General features: G+C 53.9%; 9 protein-coding genes, 1 pseudogene and 1 riboswitch. Of the genes and pseudogenes, 4 read left to right on the plus strand and 6 right to left on the minus strand.

What is annotated here, in order from left to right; genetic code table 11:
* Positions 1-110: 110 nt before the first annotated feature.
* From purK to CGZ75_RS13265, 3 genes are all read right to left on the minus strand, one after another.
* A complete protein-coding gene (gene purK / locus CGZ75_RS13255) occupies positions 111-1,286 on the minus strand; it encodes a 5-(carboxyamino)imidazole ribonucleotide synthase (protein ID WP_425436513.1) in 1,176 nt (391 codons plus the stop codon).
* Between the two features lie 131 nt (positions 1,287-1,417).
* Positions 1,418-1,903 carry a 5-(carboxyamino)imidazole ribonucleotide mutase gene (gene purE, locus CGZ75_RS13260; RefSeq protein WP_089524796.1) on the minus strand — a complete coding sequence of 162 codons (486 nt, stop codon included), beginning with the start codon at positions 1,901-1,903 and terminating at the stop codon, positions 1,418-1,420.
* A gap of 197 nt (positions 1,904-2,100) precedes the next feature.
* Positions 2,101-2,200: riboswitch (purine riboswitch) on the minus strand.
* Between the two features lie 492 nt (positions 2,201-2,692).
* Entirely contained in the window at positions 2,693-3,262 is a 570-nt protein-coding gene (locus CGZ75_RS13265) for a nitroreductase family protein (protein ID WP_089524797.1), read from the minus strand.
* Positions 3,263-3,592: 330 nt separating this feature from the next.
* Between CGZ75_RS13265 and CGZ75_RS13270 the strand changes: the two genes are divergently transcribed.
* Genes CGZ75_RS13270 through CGZ75_RS13285 form a run of 4 tightly spaced genes read left to right on the plus strand, consistent with a single transcriptional unit; the run spans position 3,593 to position 15,797 of the window.
* A complete protein-coding gene (locus CGZ75_RS13270) occupies positions 3,593-10,258 on the plus strand; it encodes a DUF7507 domain-containing protein (protein ID WP_425436514.1) in 6,666 nt (2,221 codons plus the stop codon).
* On the plus strand, positions 10,258-11,916 hold the full coding sequence (locus tag CGZ75_RS13275; protein ID WP_089524798.1) for a COG1361 family protein: 1,659 nt from the start codon (positions 10,258-10,260) through the stop codon (positions 11,914-11,916). Before CGZ75_RS13270 ends, CGZ75_RS13275 begins: the two co-directional genes overlap by 1 nt.
* A gap of 17 nt (positions 11,917-11,933) precedes the next feature.
* The gene (locus CGZ75_RS13280; protein ID WP_089524799.1) at positions 11,934-13,097 is read left to right on the plus strand and encodes a COG1361 family protein; all 1,164 of its coding nucleotides are present in this window, start codon (positions 11,934-11,936) and stop codon (positions 13,095-13,097) included.
* Positions 13,098-13,112: 15 nt separating this feature from the next.
* On the plus strand, positions 13,113-15,797 hold the full coding sequence (locus CGZ75_RS13285) for a DUF7507 domain-containing protein (RefSeq protein WP_089524800.1): 2,685 nt from the start codon (positions 13,113-13,115) through the stop codon (positions 15,795-15,797).
* Between the two features lie 550 nt (positions 15,798-16,347).
* Here the strand turns inward: CGZ75_RS13285 and CGZ75_RS13295 are convergent.
* The 3 genes and pseudogenes from CGZ75_RS13295 to CGZ75_RS13305 all read right to left on the minus strand — a co-directional run bounded on the left by CGZ75_RS13295 (position 16,348) and on the right by CGZ75_RS13305 (position 19,486).
* Complete coding sequence (locus CGZ75_RS13295; protein WP_089524802.1) at positions 16,348-16,830, minus strand: hypothetical protein; 483 nt, start codon at positions 16,828-16,830, stop codon at positions 16,348-16,350.
* A 1,002-nt stretch (positions 16,831-17,832) separates the two neighbouring features.
* Positions 17,833-17,975, minus strand: a pseudogene (locus CGZ75_RS26485) (IS30 family transposase); the annotation flags it as partial.
* A 152-nt stretch (positions 17,976-18,127) separates the two neighbouring features.
* The gene (locus tag CGZ75_RS13305) at positions 18,128-19,486 is read right to left on the minus strand and encodes an NCS2 family permease (protein ID WP_089524804.1); all 1,359 of its coding nucleotides are present in this window, start codon (positions 19,484-19,486) and stop codon (positions 18,128-18,130) included.
* Between the last annotated feature and the right edge of the window lie 239 nt (positions 19,487-19,725).

Below are 19,725 nucleotides of genomic sequence, written 5' to 3' on the forward strand. Positions count from 1 at the left end.
GATTGACTCACACCTTTTAATTAATGTATTGAAACTCTTAATTGATCGAAAATATACCTTTGTTCATTCTAACGCAACTGAGCGGCGTTATTTTGCAATATTATCTAAAATCAGGCCTCGTTCTCTGCCTGCCAAATACCTGTACCCTCGATCCAGGCCAGCGCAGCGTCCGTGTTCGGCGCCAGCACGTTGACATGGCCCATTTTGCGACCGGACTTGGCTTCGACCTTGCCATATAGATGAAGCTTAGGCGCAGTGCCTAGTCTCTCAGCCTCGCTGTCACGGGCAGCCATGCGTTGAATGATCGGCTCCAGATGTTGACCCAACACATTGACCATGACTACTGGACTCATCAGCGATGTATCGCCTAGCGGCAGGCCGCAAACAGCACGCACATGCTGCTCGAACTGCGAAGTGCGGCACGCCTCCATCGTGTAATGGCCGCTGTTGTGGGGGCGCGGAGCCAGCTCGTTCACGTACAACTGGCCATCCTCAGTCAGGAAAAGCTCGACCGCCACAAGACCTACTGCTCCGAGGCCCTCAACGATGCGCAGCGCCAACCGTTCGGCCTCCGCCAGGACGGTCGGTTCCACTCGAGCGGGAACGATCGACAGATGCAGGATGTTGTCCACATGGATGTTCTCCGCCGGTGGAAATACTCGGACCTCGCCATGCGAGCCCCGTGCAGCGATGACGGACAGCTCCTTGCTGAAACGAATGAACTGTTCCAGCACCAGCTCTGTGCCAGCCTTAGCAAGCTCCGCATACGCCGCCGGAATCTCTTCCTCGCTGCGAATGACCCACTGGCCCTTGCCGTCGTAGCCGCCGGTGGCCGTCTTCAGCACCGCAGGCAGGCCGAGTCGCTGCACGGCTTCGCGCAGCTCTTGCTCGCTGCCGATCTCGGCGTACGGGGCAACTTTTGCCCCGGCCGCCTCAACTGCGCGCTTCTCCCGCAGCCGATGCTGCGTTGTGTACAGCAGCTGACTGCCCTGAGGCACGTAAGACTGCTCCATGAGCATGGCGGCGACGCCTGCGTCCACATTTTCGAACTCGTATGTGATGACGTCGCATTGCTCCGCCAACTGGCGGGCTGCCTCGCGATCGTCATAGGCTGCCTCGATGCTGCCGCCTACCTGGGCGCTTGGCCCGTCCGAGGCAGGATCAAGCGCGATAAAGCGATACCCCATCGCACTGCCGGCTAACGCCATCATACGGCCAAGCTGACCGCCGCCGAGGATGCCGACAGTTGCTCCCGGCAAAATGGTGCGAGCTTCGCGCAGCGGCACCGCCGCTCCCGCTCCGTTGCTCTGCAACGGTGCATTGGCATTACCTTTCCCCTCGACAGCTCCCGCCCCGTTGCCCTGCAACGGCACAACCGCTTCGCCGCTCGTTAGCGCCCCGCGCTTGTCGCTGGCGCTCACAGCTCTTCCCCGCTTGCCAGCACCTGCTGGCGCACAGCTTCGCGGCGTGCCCCAACGCGCGCCTGAACTTCCGGCTGGAACGCGCCGAGAATTTGCGCGGCCAGCAAACCAGCGTTGGCACCGCCCGCGGCGCCGATTGCCACTGTGGCGACAGGAATGCCGGCTGGCATTTGTACGATGGAGAGCAGTGAATCGAGCCCGCTCAACGCGGAGGACTTAACGGGAACGCCAATAACCGGAAGTGGGGTTTTGGCCGCCACCATTCCGGGAAGATGAGCCGCACCGCCGGCCCCCGCTATAATAACCTTGAGCCCGCGCTCCACTGCTGTTTCCGCGTACTCAAACATGAGATCTGGCGTACGATGGGCCGAAACGACCCGCTTCTCGTAGGCGATGCCCAGCTCGTCCAGAACGTCGCAGGCCAATTTCATCGTCTCCCAATCAGACTTGCTGCCCATGATGACGCCTACGCTTGCACCCATCTCATTCATCCCGCCTTCGCTACATTATTGGATAAAATAATTGGACAAAAAAATCCCGTCGGTAAGACAGCCCGGCCGTCGCTTCAATAAAGAAGCAGCTAGCGCAGCCATCCAAGCCTACGGGATTCATGCAGCTTAGACCTGCTCCAAGGATTGTCATCCAGGCAGACGCCGCCAATTAGCGGATCGGCCAATCTGGCCGAACCAAGCTATCCCGTAGTCCGGCGATTCCGGTCGCCGGGTAGAAACGTTCGGGCCGATTCCCGAAGATATACGAGGTATATGTGTTACATTGAGCCTCAAGCCACGCCTACTTACAAGATTCGACATCTCGCGGGCGAGCCAAACTCGTTTCGAGCAACATTACCTCCCTAGTGTACCAATCCGACTGGGGCATGTCAACTATAAAACACGAACGATAATTATATACCAAACAATTAAAGTTCGCTTTTTAAAAAAGAAAGTTAAAAAGAATCCATGGGGATTCATTCACATCCCATGATAGATTACAGCCGCTGTAACTGCTAATGGCCGGTTCATTCAATCATTCTCTACCCTGCCAATTAACAGCTGCAATCAGTGCCATATATCGTAAAACCGCATCGTACCCTGCCTTTTGTCCGCCATAAGGCAAAAAGAAAAGCCAAACCGCCACAATGGCAGTTTGGCTTCCATGATATAAAATAGGAGTGCTTACCCGGCCTCTCGCATGTCATAAATACTAACATCAATAAGCGTATGCCTAAGCTTTCCAGAAGCAAAACCCGAACATCCCGATCCCATGATTGCTCAGCTGATCCAGAAAGTTTTATCCTTAGCGGCAATTCGCTTACCTTCCGGCGCGATCATGCCAGTGTAACCGATATAGATAAATCCGACCAGGTCTTCGCCTTCCTTGAGGCCGAAAGCAGACTTCATCGAGGGATGTTGCATCGGTTCGCCGCTGCGCCAAACCGCCCCCAGCCCTTCCTCATAAGCCGTGAGCAGAATGTTCTGCACAGCACAATGGACAGCCGCCAGCTCCTCAGACCGAATGACACGTGGATTGGTCGAAGGTGAGCAACCAACCGCGATCACGACAGGTGCCCGCATTGCCTTGGCTTCCTCACGCGAGAGCCGCTTTTCCTTCTCCTCTTCGTCGAGGTCACCCAGTCCATCGAGCGCTGCGTTAGCATAAGCACTACCTAGCACACGTCTTCCTTCGCCGGTCATGACGAAAAACTTCCAAGGCTCCGTGTGATGGTGATTGGGGGCCCAAACTGCAGATTCCAGGATCCGCTCGATCTTTTCCTTCTCCACCGGCAGGTCCAGCACCTTGCCAATACTCCGCCTTTGCCGAATTGCTTGTTGAAGCTCCAACTGCTTCCCCTCCTTGTCGATTCAAGTATGGTTATGAGCTCTTCGGATCCGTTCAATTATTATTATACCTGTCAAATGCTTGCTGGAAAAGAGAACGGCCCGAGCGGCACTTTGCTGAATTGGTAAATGCCCTTGCTGGGACCGGCGCTCAAGCCCAGCCTCCCGGTCTAGCCCCTCAAAAAGAAGACAATTAATGCCGCATTGGCTCATAGATATAAACTTGGAATCCAAGTGCGGGCGTTTTGCGCAAGCTCCCGCCGTTACCTTACAAGTAAGGCGGTGATTGAAATCCCTTTAATCGTGCGGGCAACATTCAATGCAGCAGGCGCGATGACCTTTACGGGCAATACATTAGGCCTGAGCCGCTCTGATACTGCCGGGGTACCCGGCACGACCGACAGCATCGGTGCGTTCATCACGACCAATACCGCAGTCAGGTACGGCACCTACCCATTTGGAACGACCGATCTGTATACGGCTAACAGCTCATCTGCCATTTTGACGCTTCCCGCCGGCAGCACGGTGCTTTACGCCGAGCTGATCTGGGGCGGAACTTACGTCAATGGCAGTGTCAACTTAACTACAGCGATCAACAACCCCGTCACCTTCATCACGCCTGGTGGCACGAATTCTATTGTCCCCGACAGCGTCACGGCCCAGACCGGAATCAGTGTTTCCGGCGCCCTTGCCTACGTCCGGTCGGCTAATGTCACTACGCTCGTGCAGGCAGCTGGAGCCGGTACCTACACGACCGGCAGCGTTGTTGGAACCATCGTCATCACCGGCGATTCCACTGTGAATCATTGCGGCTGGACGCTGGCCGTCATCTACAGCAATGCTTCGCTGCCGCTCCGCAACATGTCACTGCGGGTCGGCTCCATCTTTGTCAGCACCACCGGCTCAACGACAACTCCCATTACAGGTTTCGCGACGCCGATATCGGGAGCTCTGGGCGCAAGAGCGCTGTTTAGCTCGCAGGAAGGGGATGCCAACCGGACCGGAGATCAGGCTTTGTTTGGCCCTACCTCCACTTCGCTTACGGCGTTGTCCGGCACAAACAACTTTGCGGCCAATTTTTTTGCATCGCAAATCAACAACGACACCGGAGCGCTCAATACGACAGGATCGTTCGGAACGCTCAACCAGACAAATGGTGCACCGGGCACGAATATTATCGGGGGACGGCAAGGCTGGGACATCACCAATGTAGATATTTCATCCACGCTGGTTAATAGCCAGACTAGCGCTGTCCTGACGTTAACGACGTCCGGAGATACCTACATCATGAATGCCAACGGCATTCAGATTAACATCAACTCGCCCAATGTGACGGTGGCCAAAAGCGCAAACGTATCCGGTGCTGTCATCGGCGATACGATTACTTACACGGTTACGATCACAAACAGCGGGACCGCCAACGTCACGAGCGTTGTGCTTACCGATCCGCTTCCGGCGGGCCTGAGCTTCGTCAGCGGCAGCGTAACGGTGGCCGGGGTCGCCAGACCAACGGCGGACATCCGCAGCGGCGTGGCGATTGGCACGCTGGCCTTCGGCACCAGCGTGACGTCCACTTACCGGGCCGTCGTAACCGCTCTGCCCAGTCCGCCGCAGCTCAACAATACGGCGAGCGCCTCCTTTTCCTTCCTCAACATCATAGGTGGCAGCACAATTACGGCCGTCATCCCGTCCAACACGGTGTCAACTCCGGTCTACGCGCCGGTGCTCGCCCTCGCGAAGTCAGCAAGCACGGCGGCGGCAACAGTCGGCGATACGATCACGTACACGATTCTCGCTACGAATAGCGGCAGCATCGCCGCCTCCGCCGTGCTTACGGACAATATCCCAGTCGGCAGCACGTATGTGTCGGGCAGCTTCCGAGTGAACGGCTCCGTCGTTCCCGGCGCCAATCCCGCCACAGGCGTCTCAATCGGCAGCGTCGCGGCCGGAGGCAGCTCAACGATTACGTTCCAGGTCATCGTCACCTCCTTGCCTACGCCACCACAACTGACCGACCAGGCGACAGCCGCCTATACGTATCAGCCGCCGGACGGCCGCACCCTCTCGGGATCGGCTGCATCGAACACGCTGACGATTCCGGTCAGCCTTCCCAGCGTCAGCGTAGTTAAAACGGCCAGCCTGCCCGATCTTACCGTTGGCGATACGATGACCTATACGAGCGTCATCACGAACAGCGGCATCGGCGCCCTGACAAATGTAATCCTGACCGATCCGGTCCCAGCCGGTGCTTCCTTCGTGTCCGGCAGCGTGACGGTCGGCGGCATCGCCCAAACGACAGCATCGCCTTCAGCCGGTATCTCAGTCGGCACAATTTTAGCAGGAACATCCATCGCAGTGACGTTCCGAATCAGCGTCGTTTCGGTGCCGACAGGCGGGCAGCTGTCCAACCAGTCCAAAGCCGCATACAACTCTGGCTCGCTAACCGGCCAGGCTTTATCCGGAACGATCCTGACGCCGGTCTATCAGCCCGTTATCACGCTGACCAAATCAGCTGGTACCACCTCCGTCGTGGTCGGCGATACGGTCACCTATACGGTGAACGCAAGCAACAGCGGCAATATCGCTGCTGCCGTGACGATAACCGATTCAATACCGCTCGGATCTTCTTTCATCCCCGGGAGTGTGACAGTCGGCGGCACGCCGGTGCCGGGAGCCAATCCGGTGACTGGCATCAGCGCCGGCACCATCGCGCCGGGAGGCAGCATTCCCGTGACGTTTCAACTGCTGCTGAACGTACTGCCATCTCCACCTGTGCTGGCTAATCAGGCGGCAGCCGGTTATAGCTACACTTTGCCTAGCGGAAGAATCCTTAGCGGCGGTGCGTTGTCAAACACCGTGTCCTTGCCAGCTTCGTCGCCGAATGTGTCCATAGCCAAAAGCGCCAGTGCATCCTCTGCTGCCGTAGGAGATGTGCTGACCTACACGCTAACGCTGCTAAACAGCGGCGCTTCTCCGATTAGCGGTGTTATCGTATCCGATCCGTTGCCGCCGGAGTTAGTCTTTCAAACGGGTAGCGTGACTGTGAATGGAACTTCCGTCTCAGGAGCCAATCCCAATACTGGCATCTCCATCGGCAACATCGCCGCAGGGGGCGGCGCCACGATTGTGTTCCAGGCAGCGGTCAACGCAATACCAGCCTCAGGCTTCGTCCAGAACCAGGCCAAGGCCGCCTTCACCTCCGGCGCTTTTGCCGGGGCCGCTGCATCGGGAGTTGTGTCGGTGAGCGTGCTGCAGCCCGTATTTACCATCGTAAAAACAGCCAGCTCAAGCGCGCTGACTGTCGGTGACACCTTCACCTACTCGCTGAGTATAAGCAACTCCGGCAATACAGCCGCTGTGCTCACGGTGAAAGATGTTCTACCGACTGGACTAACATTCGTCGCAAACACCGTGACCATCAATGGAGCGCCTGCTCCGGGACTTGACCCGCAGGTTGGAATTGATCTGCCGCTCATCAGTCCCGGCGCCGTAGTGCTGATTGCTTTTGTCGTGGCCGTTACGTCGCTTCCATCTCCGCAGACGGTCAGCAATTCCGCCTCTGGCACCTATTCCTACACACTGCCGGGAGGCAGACAGATTATCGGCACGCTCTCATCGAATACGATCGTCATCCCGGTATCCTCCCCGAACGTGAGTCTGGTCGGGAACTTCAACCAAGTTTCTGCCATCGTTGGAGATACGCTGATTTATACCGTTGTAGTCACCAATAATGGTGTTTCTCCGGTTAATAACGTCGTGCTCTCGGACATTTTGCCTCCTAACACCGCGTTTGTACCTGGCACGGTCATCGTCCAGGGGATTCTGCTCCCTGTCACATCGCCTGCATCCGGCATTCCGCTTGGCACTCTGGCTCCGGGGGCTTCAGCCACCGTCCAATTCGAGGTGAATGTAACGATGGCCATACCATCCCAGATCAACAACCAGTCTATCGCCAGCTTTACTTCCGGCAGCTTCTCCAGTACGTCTGCATCCAATGTGACGAATACACCGATTACACAGCCGCAGATCTCGCTGACTAAAACGGCCAGTCGCACTGCCCTTACACTCGGAGATACAGTATCCTATACGATCGTCGTTGCAAACAGCGGCAATCTGCAAGGTAATGTGACGCTTTTTGACACACTTCCCACCGGTATGTCCTTCGTGCTCAACAGCGTGTCGGCAAATGGAGTTCCGCTGCCTGGCGCCAATCCGACCGCGGGCATCAACCTCGGCAATGTGCTGCCTGGCGCGAGCACGGCGGTCACCTTCTCCCTGTCCGCCGATACGCTGCCAAGTCCGCAAATCTATGTCAATCAGGCGTCTGCCACGTATTCCTTCATGCCGCCGGACGGCCGGACGCTGAACGGTTCCGCCCTATCCAATACAGTTAGCATCCCTGTTTCGCCGCCTAATGTCACCGTGGTGAAAACAACGCCTCAGCTCGATGCCGCAGTCGGCAATACGATCAGCTACAGCATCGCCGTATTAAACGGTGGCATCGATCCCATCAACAACGTTGTGCTGACCGATGCACTTCCCGCAGGGACGGCGCTTGTCGCCGGAAGCACAACGGTGAACGGCGTGCCGGTCGCCACGGTGCCTTCCGCCGGCATTCAACTGGGTACCCTTGCGCCGGGAGCCAGTGCTACAGTAGCGTTTAGCGTTACCGTGACTAACGTCCCGCTCGGCGGTTTTGTTGGCAACCAGGCTGTCGTCAGCTTCACCTCCGGCGCGCTTTCCGCTACCGTCCAATCTGGGCTGATCTCAACTCCGATTTATCAGCCAAGCTTGGCCGCAGTTAAAACCGGGAGCACAACAAGCGCGACGCTCGGCGATACGATCAGCTACACAGTGGCAGTGACGAACAGCGGCAATTACCCCGCTACTGCGACGGTAACCGATCCAATCCCTGCCGGTACCGTTTTAGTGCCGAACAGCGTTATCGTCGGCGGTGTACCGCAGCCGGGAGCCGATCCGTCAGCCGGAATCTCGATCGGCGTAGTCTCTCCGAGCCAGACCGTGCTGGTGTCCTTTTCGCTGAACATTACGTCATTGCCGACGCCGCAGGTCATTACCAACCAAGCAAGCGTAGCTTATAGCTTCACGCTGCCGAGCGGAAGTACATTTACCGGCAGCACCTCCTCCAATTTACTTCCGATCCCGGTATCGGCGCCGAATCTGTCGCTGACTATCGCCGCAGGGCTGACTGCCGCTTCCGTCGGCGACACGATCCCCTATACGGTTGTGTTAATCAACAATAGCTTGTCGGCTCTGAGCAACATCGTGTTTACCGATCCGCTGCCTCCAGGAACGGCATTCGTACCGGGCAGCTATGCCGTGGACGGTATTATTATTCCGGGAGCAAATCCGGCTGCCGGAGCTCCCGTCACCGGGCTTGCTCCGGGGGCCTCAGCCACCGTTACGTTTTCTCTGTTGGTCACCTCACTGCCGAGTCCGGCTCAAGTATCCAACACGGCATCGGCCAGCTTCACGAGCGGAACCTTCTCAGGAGCAGCCTTCTCCAACACGGTCGTCACGCCTATTTATCAACCGATCTTGGCCGCAGTCAAAACGGCAAACACCTCAAGCGCTACGGTCGGAGACACGGTTGTGTATACGATCACGTTGACCAACACGGGCAACTATCCCGCCACGACTACCGTATTCGATCTCATTCCGCTCGGCACAAGCTTGGTGCCCAACAGCGTCATCGTCGGAGGTGTGCCTGTTCCTGGGGGCGATCCGGCCATAGGCATTCCGGTTGGCTCAGTGAATGGCACTCCAGTCAGCGTCATGTTCTCCGTCGTCATCATTTCACTACCCGTCGGACAGCAACTGTCCAATGGGGCGACAGCTGCCTTCGTCTATACCCTTCCGGATGGCCGAACGCTGAGCGGATCCGTGTCCAGCAATGTGCTTTCCTTCCCTGTCTCCTCGCCCAATGTGCAAGTAGCCAAAAGCGTAAACGCAATTGATGCAGTAGTCGGGGATACGCTTGTCTACACGATAAATGTGGCAAACAGCGGCATCGAAACGGTCAACAATACAATTGTTTCGGATGCTATTCCAGCGGGAGCTGCTTTTATCGCGGGCTCCGTCACCGTAGGCGGAGTCTCACAACCGTCGGCGAATCCAGCCACAGGCATCACGGTCGGCAGCATCTCTCCAGGAAGCAACGTTAATATAACGTTCAGTGTGCTCGTGACTGCACTGCCAACGCCGCCAACATTGACCAATACGGCTGCCGCAGCGTTCACCTCCGGCGCTCTCGCCGGAACCTCCATCTCGCTTCCGGTCCTTACACCGGTGTACCAGCCGATCATCACACTCGTCAAATCGGCGGACAGGACCCAGGCAACTGTTGGGGATACGATTACGTATTTCTTGACCGCTACCAATACCGGGAACTATCCAGCTACCCTGACCGTGTCGGACACCATTCCGGCAGGAGCTGTATTTGTCAATAACAGCGTGCAGATCAATGGCGTTCCGCAACCGGGAGCCAATCCGCAGACTGGCGTTCCCGTTGGTGTGCTGGCGCCGGGAGCAAGTGTGAACATCGTCATTTCACTGCAAGTGAATGTAAGCACGCTGCCGCCATCACAGTCGCTCAGCAATCAGGCCTCGGCCACATTCACGTTTAGCCCGCCTGACGGTAGAACCATTTCAGGCAGCGTGACTTCCAATACGCTTGTTATCCCTGTGTCCTCACCGGATGTGACTGTAGTCAAAAGCGCCTCATCTATCGATGCCGTTGTCGGAGATACACTGACGTATACCATCGTGGTGACGAACAGCGGCATTTCGGCGGTCAGCAATGTCGTCCTTGTCGACCCTGTACCAACAGGAGCAGCTTTTGTGCCAGGCAGCGTCACACTGAATGGAATTCCATTGCCTATCGCAAGCCCTTCATCGGGCATTCCGATCGGGACGATCGCAGCAGGAGATTCCGCTACGGTAACCTTCCAGGTGACAATCACAACGGTAGGCCCCTGATGGCTCCACCCTATGAAAATGTGCAAAATCAATCCATCGTACAGTATGACATTGGGACCGGCAGCGCTACGGCCGCTTCCAATGTCGTGACCACATTTGTCGCCGGGCCGCGGATTCGCTTGGGGCTGACCGCTTCCGTAACCGAAACTACAGCTGGCTCGGTCGTCGTTTATACCGTGACCGCCTTCAATGATGGCAATTTGGCCGGCGAGCTGACGGCGGGCAGCAGTATCCCGCCGGGCTCGGCCTTCGTGCCCGGCAGCGTTACACTCGGCGGCGTACCGCTGCCTGGCGCCGACCCGAGTCAAGGCATATACCTTGGCTTAATTGAGCCGGGGAAGAGCGCCTCTTTTTCCTATCAGGTCCTGGTCGGCGCCTCGGTTCCAAGCGGAGTGCTCATCAATGAAGCGTATGGCTCCGCCTTATTCCGCACTCCCAGCGGCCGCGTCTTAACCGTCGATGCAGAGCCTGCTTCACTGCGCATTCCGGTGCGAACGGCTTCAGCTTTGGCGCGGTTATCCGCCAGCGAGTCCGTTGTCGCCCCTGGAGACATCGTCGAATATGTGCTTGTCATCAACAACGACGGCGCTGTGGGGCTGAGCGGAATGACAGCCAGCTTCATCTTGCCGCCCGGATTGGAGTTTATTGCAGGGAGCGTTAATGTGAATGGCTCTTTTTTGCCGGATGCCAATTCTCTGATCGGAATTCCCGTTGGACTGCTGGGAGCAGGAGCTGATATCGGCGTATCCTTCGCGGTTCGCGTAATCAGTTCAGCCGCTTCGGGGCTGCCGACCGTCGCTCTTGTCCGTTATATCGTCGGCTCACAAGAAGAAACAACGCCTTCCAATGCGGTAGAGCTGCAAGTCACCTCAGACCCGCCCATCGTTACCAAGTCGGTTGACACCCAGCAAGCGTCTCCCGGCGACATTCTCTCCTACGTCGTTACCGCAAGCGTTCCAACGGGGCCTCCGCAAGACGCCGTCCTCATGGATTCGCTCCCAGCAGGGCTGCGATATGTACCGAATAGCCTGCTCATTAACGGTCAACCCTCGCTCTCTCAAAATCTGGCGGAAGGAGTGTCGCTTGGTCCCGTCTCCGGCATCTCCCCGGCAACTGTCTTCTTTCGGGCCGAGGTTCTGCCCATTCAGGGACAGCCGCTTTCACAGCTGTTCAATGTTCAGAACAGCGCGGTTGTCCGTTTCACCGGACAGGAAGGCATCATAACCACGGTGGAGACGGAGCCAGTGCTGACAATCATTTCAAGCGCGGCTTTTCGAGTATCTGCACAGCCGGATGTCTACGTCAGCGAGCCAGGCGAAACGGTATGGATTACGATTACGGTAACGGCCGTCGGCAGCCAGCCCGCAGAGGGTTTCCTATCCGGCTTCGTTCCTGAAGGAATGATGCTGCTACCGGATACATTGACCGTCGACGGTGTGCAAATATCGATCCAGGACGGATTGCTGCCGCTCGGATTGCTGGCGCCCGGTTCCGTTATTCTCATCCGCTTTGCCGGACTCATTGCTCCGAATTATGCCGGCGACGAAATGATCGGCACAGCCGCCCTAAGCTGGCGCTACACAATTGAAGATAGAACGTATCGAGGGTTGTCTTTTGCAGCTAGATATACGATCGCAGTAGAAGGGCATGTGGAGTAATAAGGGAGGGGATCGTTTTGCCTAGCTCCGTGTCAGTCGTACTGACGGCAAATAAAAGCTTTACCATACCGGGAGACCTCGTGCAGTATATCATAACGATTTCGAATGACGGCTCGCTGCCGTTGAATAACTTGATTGTGCGTGTTCCGCTGCCGCTCGGGCTGGACTTTCTTACTGGAAGCGTTAATGTAAACGGCCAATTCGTACCTGCAGCCAATCCGCTTATCGGCGTTCCCATCGGATTTCTTGGGCCGACAGCAGAGATCGGCGTTTCTTTTTCCGTATTCGTCAGCAGCGACGATGCTTCAGGGAAGCCTGTCATTTCATCAGTCACCTTCACCGTGGATTCCGTGGAATCGATCCTTTTTTCGAATTCGGTGCAGCTCATCGTCTCTTCCGAGCCCCCTGTAGTAGCTAAGCGGGTCGATGCTCTCCAAGTTTCGCCAGGCAATGTTGTTACGTATGTCATTACCGTCGCCTTGCCTTCAGGACCGACCCTTTCCGCACTGCTGACCGATGTTATTCCGGAAGGGCTCAGCTACGTGCAGAACAGTCTGGCCATTAACGGACGGCCTTCTGTATTACAGGACCTGGCAGCAGGCTTGCCGCTCGGGGAAATATCCGAGGCAACCCCGGCCACGGTGTCCTTCCGGGCGGCCGTTTTACCTTTGTCTGGTTTACAGCCGCTGCAGGCAGTCAATGTTGCCCGAGTCCGATTCAGAGACCTTACAGGATTCACGGCTGATTTTACGGTTCTCTCCAATCCGACGATTACCGTTGTAACGGTGGCGGATTTTAGAATTACCGCTGTTCCAAACACATTAGTAAGCGAAAAAGGAGAGACGGTACAGGTTCTAATTACGATTACATCGATCGGCAGCCAGTCGGCATCCCTGACTTTAAGCGGATTTGTTCCGTCAGGAGTGACACTGCTGCCGCAAACATTAACCGTTAACGGCCAGCCGGCTCAGCTCCAATTCTCGACTCTTGAAATTAGCAACGCGCCGCCTGGCTCTGTTCAATTGGTTCGGTTTTCATATCAGATTTCAGCAACTTTTCCCCGATTGTTCTTTACCGGAAACGCATTCCTGGCTTGGCGGTATACACTCGAAGGACGCAGATTCACCGGCTCGGCCATGGCGCCGCCATATCAAATTACGGTGCACGATATTTCAGAATAAAAGGCGGTGATAACAATGCCAGTAACCCTTGTCAAAAGCACCAATGTACCTAGCGTTGTTCTTGGCGGCACGATTACGTACACCATTGTCATTACAAATAGCGGACCAGGCGGTGCCACGAACGTCGTAGTCACAGATCCATTGACTCCGGGAATTAATTTTGTCGCTGGAAGCGTAACGGTTGATGGAACCTCACAGCCCAGCGCATCGATTTTAAGCGGCATCCCCTTGGGAACCATTGCCCTTGGAGCGACCCAAACGATTACTTTTCAAGCCCTCGTAACCTCCCTGCCCGCTCCGGTAATCAACAATACGTCAAGCGCCGCTTATGTTCCTGAGGGCGGGACCGAAACCGTGACCGTGCTATCCAACCAGCTATCTATTCCGGCTGGACTGGCAACCGTCACGGTTGCCAAATCGGCTAGTCTGCCCGACCTGACAGTTAGAGATATTCTGACCTACACCAGCGTCATTACAACCAATGGCGTCGATATGCTGACAAATGTCTCATTCACGGACCTCGTCCCGCCAGGCACTTCTTTTGTGCTCGGGAGCGTTACCGTTGACGGCGTGGTCGCTCCTGATGCCAATCCCGGCACCGGCATCCCGCTTTCTAATATCGCGGCAGGAGCATCCGTGTCAATCTCCTTCTTCGTCAGCATCGATTCACTGCCGCCCAGCAGAAATGTTACTAATACTTCTTCGGTCTCCTATATGTCAGGAGGAATCAGCGGAACCAATCTCTCCGCACCGGTTGTCAGGCGCGTTTTTGTGCCGATCTATACGTTGGTCAAAACAGTCAATAAAACCGTAACCTTCGTCGGCGATATCATTACCTACTCGGTAGTAGTCACGAATAACGGAAACATCACCGCAAACCTGTCCGTCGTCGATCCGGTACAGACCGGAGCTACGTTTATTCCGAATACTGTAACCGTTAACGGAACTCCCGTTCCGGGAGCAAGGCCAGGCCTCGGCATTTCCCTTGGCAATTTTCCGATAGGAGTGAGTGCCGTCATTCAGTATCAAGTGAGGGTAAATACGATCCCAACTCCTCCATTTGTGATGAATACTGTGACTGCAACGTACGACACTCTTTTACCTAGCGGAAGAGCGATAAGTGGTTCGGTCCCCCCTTCTTCCGCATCTGTATTCGTGGTTGATCCCAGAATAAGCTTGCAGTTGGAAGCTTCGGCCGCGGCGGCAACAGGAGGCGAGACGCTAGTTTATACCGTAACCGCGACAAACATAGGCAACGCTAACGCGCAGCTTACGGTTACAAGCTCCATTCCGAGTGGAGCCCAATTCGTTGTGAATAGCGTGACGGTTCAAGGAACGGCGCAGCCGGGAATCAATCCTGAGCAAGGCGTTGATTTGGGCACGATAAGTCCCGGGCAGAGCGTATCTTTTTCCTATCAAGTCATCGTCTCGATTCCCTTATCGGTCCCCGATCTGTTTAATACGGCTACTGGAGCAGGTTTATTCGAGGGCATCGTACCTGCAAATGTTGCTCCAGCCTCTCTCATCGTACCCATACAACTGGCGCAAGCCAGCCTGAGCACGGTCGCTTCCTTCGTCGTACCCGGTGATAGGGTCGACTTTTCACTAGTCATCGTCAATCAATCTACCGTGCTGGATCTGGACTCCGTCGTCAGCTTCGTTCCTCTGCCGCCGGGTCTGGAGTTCATACCCGGCAGTGTGACCGTGAATGGGATTACCGTTCCAGTCATAAACCTAGAAGCAGGAATTCCTGTCGGCATACTTGCATCAGGGGCGCAAATCGGCGTTTCCTTCTCGGTTCAGGTGACGGGCGTCGAAGCTTCCGAGCAGCCTATTTCTGCTTCCGTACAGTATTCCGTCAATCAGCAGGGGCTCTTTACCGTTCAATCGAACACGCTTGAGCTTATTGTTGTCGACATCTTGCCGCAAGTGACAAAGCAAGTGGACGCCGCTCAAATATCGCCGGGAGATATTGTATCCTATGTCGTTCAAGCCCTTGTCCCTTCCGGTGAGCCACTTAACGCTGTGCTCGTTGACAATGTGCCAGCCGGACTGCAATACGTTCCGAACAGCTTGCTCATTAATGGTACTCCGTCCGAAGCTCAAGACTTGTCCGGGGGCGTCCCTCTCGGTCTTGTGTCTACACTTGAGCCGGTAACCGTGTTTTTCCGCGCCTTGGTCCTGAACATTCCGCCGCAATCCATTTCGCAGCCGCTTCAAGCTAGCAACTCCGCACTCGTAAGTTTTAGCACCGGAAACAACAGGGTTGATATCCTATCTCCGCCCGCATTATCCGTTATTACAACAGCTGCATTTCGCATCATCGCGACTCCTTCTCCTCCCCTCAGTGAAGCGGGAGAGATCGTCACCATCTCGATTTCAATTACAGCTATCGGCAGCCAAGCGGCAGAGGGCTCCTTGTCCGGGTTTACTCCTGCGGGATTTTTGTTGTTGAATGAAACGATCACTGTAAATGGCCAACCGGCTGCTCTCGTGAATCAAAACATTCCCTTGGGCGTGCTGAATCCTGGAGACGTTATTCAGATTCAGTTCAATTGTTTCATTCCGTTTGATTTCATAGCAGCTACAACCACGGGTTCGGCCATTCTCTCCTTCGATTATGACCTTGAGGGCAGGATATACCACGGCATGGCGGCCGCTCCCTCCTACCAGATTGTAGTGGAGGAGATTTTGGAATGAAGCGTTAAACACAAAAAGGCCGTCGCGCACACCATAAGCAACGCGGGCAGCAGCATCAATAGCTCCATTCCCATTCATCCTACTTCACGTCTTTTCTGTGTATAGACGGAGTAAGAGCCTGGTATGTACCGCTTGCCGAAAAAGAAAGAAAAGGTGCCCCGCAAGCAGATAATACTGCTTGCGGGGCACCTTTTTACCAGTCGAACGACGTTGCCGTGTTCAGGTCCAAGCTCAAGCCTAAACCTAAGCTACCTTCGCTTTCGCAACGAGTATAAGTATTAGAGCTGGAAGTTGCTTGAACAACTTTATCACTCTTAGTAAAGACCTCGTTATAGCTGTAAGTCTCGGAATCACGACTCCATTTTCTAAAGAGGAGGAGCCCGCTTCTCTCAGGTTCAGGCCCGAGTTGCCCTCACCTTCAACAAGCAAACCTGCGTATGCCCCCCGTCTGTCAGACTCATCGAGCTTGCGGAAGGCTGCAAAGGTTTATTAACCGGCGATGTCATCGACTCCTCGTCATAAGACGGTCGTTTCACAAATCCCCAAGGGACTAATAGATTAATTTACCAGTTACAACTACTTTCTTCTCTTTGCCCTCCCACTCTAATTGTATGTCGATAAGTTTATTCAACATAGTAATTGCTTCACGTAGCGGAATAAGCATTTTTTTGTCTTTTGTGATTGTAGATAGTTTCATGTTAATCGTTTCAGTTTTTCCATCCAATGAAACTGTTACTTTTTTTGAATTCTTATGCCAAAAAATTTGATCATTAGCTTCGTCACTGAATTCAGTAATTATCCTGGCGATTTCACTCGTTTCGTTATTCCATCGATTGGAAGCATCTATTATACTCGTTAAAGTTTTAAACTTGACGTATACATGGCCATCTACTACTGTGAAATCTTTTTTAGCAGAATAAACTGCGCCATTTGCTTCCAATTGTATTGGATTTGACGCTAACGCTGTAGGCGAACCGTGAAGCAACAGACTTGAAACCAAAATAGAACTGCCCAATAATACCTTCTTAAACATATTCCACCTCGTTAGGTCACCGCTCACTTATAAATTACGACAGTGAGCGGCAACAGATTAATGTTAATAAATTTTAAACGATTCTGAGACAGGATTTGTTCCAGACTTAATGTAATCTATACTTCCTCCATGACTCCATGTTTCATTACTGAGCCCGGAAACATCGGTAGGAAAAACAGAAGCTGCTCCATCATTTTTAAGGAATTTAAAATCAAACCACTTACCGTACGAAGCATACGGAGTTGAGAATTTTGAAGTAGGTGATGGAGCATTATTCATTGCAATGGAAGCAACACGTTTAACTCTAACATTTGAAGTTGACTGACCTGTTAAAGTCAACTCATACAACACCGATGCACCTAACAGGAATCTTATTTTTAGTACGCTTTCCGATGTCTTATAGTATACTTTGTAGCTAGATATTACTTGGCCTGGGGTTTGTTTCCGAGCAGTGTCTATATAAAACCCAGGTTTTGTACCTGTCTTGGTTCCTATATGCGGCATCTCCGCTCTAAAGTAAGGAAACCACCCAGTACCTTGTGATCCACTATAAGTCGTAAAACCTGCTTCTGTATAATCACCAATACCTGTATACATTAGTGCTGCTTCATCAGCCGCTTGTCCTACACTTGCATTATATTCAGGTAGAATCATACTTGTTGCAAAAGTTCCTGTATACGCACTTGTATTGGCAGGTGTTGTAATTCTGTTAAACGCCCCTGTTTTATAACCATTAGGATTATTGGAATTAGGCAGCAGTGCAAATGCAGATGGAGTTCTTTTTACTGCTGGCTTTTTTGGGGAAGATGAAAACAACGAAATCGTTTTAGAAAATTGTGTTGGAAAACCTTTCTGTTCCACTGGAGGCTCATAAGTATCCTGCGTTACGTACTGAAATCTTTCTTTTATTGCCCCTTCGGTAGAACTAAGGGCGGACGTTATGTCTCCCTCAGAATCAACAACAATCTTGACAACCTCAATATTCTTGAGCGCATCAATTTCTTCATGTGCAGTTTTCCAGTCCAAACATTTTTTGGGTCGGTTATTAGTGAGAAATAAAGCACAGCTAAGGTCATCCTCGGTCACATCATTGAAGTCATGACCTTTTGGAAAAATTCACGTAGAAGTCCAAACGCATTCTCACTTAAACACAAAAGGCCGTCCCCCTTCAAGCCCAGAAGCTCGAAAGGGAACGGCCTTTGTTGATGCAAGCTAAACCGATGGTTAGACGCTTGAGCAGTTCCACCCCATCGTTAAGGCAGTGGACTTGCCTTGTTTAACACTTTCCAGGTTCGGCTTAACCTGCGCCCAGCATAAGGTAGCGGAGCACAATCAGCACAGCGAGAATCCACATGAGAGGATGAATCGCATACTTGCCCTTGCCGGTGCCAGCACCGCTTTTGCCCGCCAGATTGGCGATCAGTGCCAGCAAGACGTACGATACAACGCCAAACGAAATGCCATTAGCGATGTTGAACGTAAACGGCATTAACACGATGATGAAGAAGGAAGGAACAGCATACACCATATCTTTAAAATCAATATCTTTCACCGATTGCATCATGAGCAGGCCAACCAGGATAAGTGCGGCCGCTGTGGCAGAACCCGGAATGAGTGCAACGAGTGGAGCGAGGAAAAGCGACAACAGGAAGCAGACGCCAGTCGTAATGGCTGTAAGCCCGGTGCGTCCGCCCTGCGCGATGCCGGAAGAGCTTTCTACAAAAGCCGTCACCGTGCTCGTTCCGAGGATAGCTCCGCCGCTGACGCCGACCGCGTCCACGAACATCGCTTTACCAACACGTTTTTTGCCTTCTTCGGGATTTTTCATGAACCCGGCGCGGTTGGCCGTGCCGACCAGCGTACCGAAGGTGTCGAATAACTCCACAAACGTAAACGTCAGCACAACAGTGACGATACCCACATTCAAAATGCCAGCAAAATCAAAATGCCAGAAGTTCAGCTCGCTGAAGTTAGGAACCCAGTCTTTACCAGTCATCGCCGCCTGGACGTCGAGATTGCCCGTGAGCCAAGCGATCAGCGTTGTACCGAGGATGCCCCACAGGAATGCGGCGGGAACGCGCAGTACCATTAACACCGAAATAAGCAGCATGCCAATGACAGTTAGATAAACGGATGGAGTGTGTAAATCGCCCATATGGACAACCATCGTCTCCGGCGAAATGGTCATTACACCGCTGTTTTTCAAGCCTAGCGCCGCGATGAACAGGCCAATACCAACCGTGATGGCGTGCTTAAGACTATCGGGAACGGCGGTAATCAGCATTTGGCGTACTTGAGTAATGGTGAGTATTAGAAAAATAATTCCAGAAATAAATACTGCCGTTAATCCCATTGCCGGCGAAATCGGCAAATCCGTACTTTGCGAGGCAATTATCGTTGCGGCGAAGTAAGCATTAAGCCCCATTCCCGGCGCAAGGGCAACAGGGAAATTGACGAACAATCCCATCACAATAGTGAAAATACCTGCGGCAAGCGCGGTTGCGAGAAACACTGCGGTCCAGCTAAGGCCAGATGCCGACAAAATGCTGGGATTGACGGCCAAAATGTAAGCCATCGTCATAAAGGTCGTAATGCCCGCCATAATTTCTGTACGAACGGTCGTACCATTTTCCTTGAGCTTGAAGAAGCGATCCATACTCTCTGTACCCCCTGAAAATTTGAAATGGCTGCTCCTGCGGACGCTTGATGCTCGAGCAATGATGTGGTCTACCTGCTGTCCGGCAAAAAAAAGAGAGACGAAATTCAGCGGCTGTTCGGCAGCCTTACTGAAGCGTCTCTCTTGGGCTTTCAGGGTGGTTAACTCGTCCGCGTCGTGCCGACCTCTATGACCTAGAATCCGGCTGCAAACCGGAATAAAAGACATAGAAGCCGACG

It is taken from the genome of Paenibacillus herberti (assembly GCF_002233675.1).
Lineage (GTDB): Bacteria > Bacillota > Bacilli > Paenibacillales > Paenibacillaceae > Paenibacillus_O > Paenibacillus_O herberti.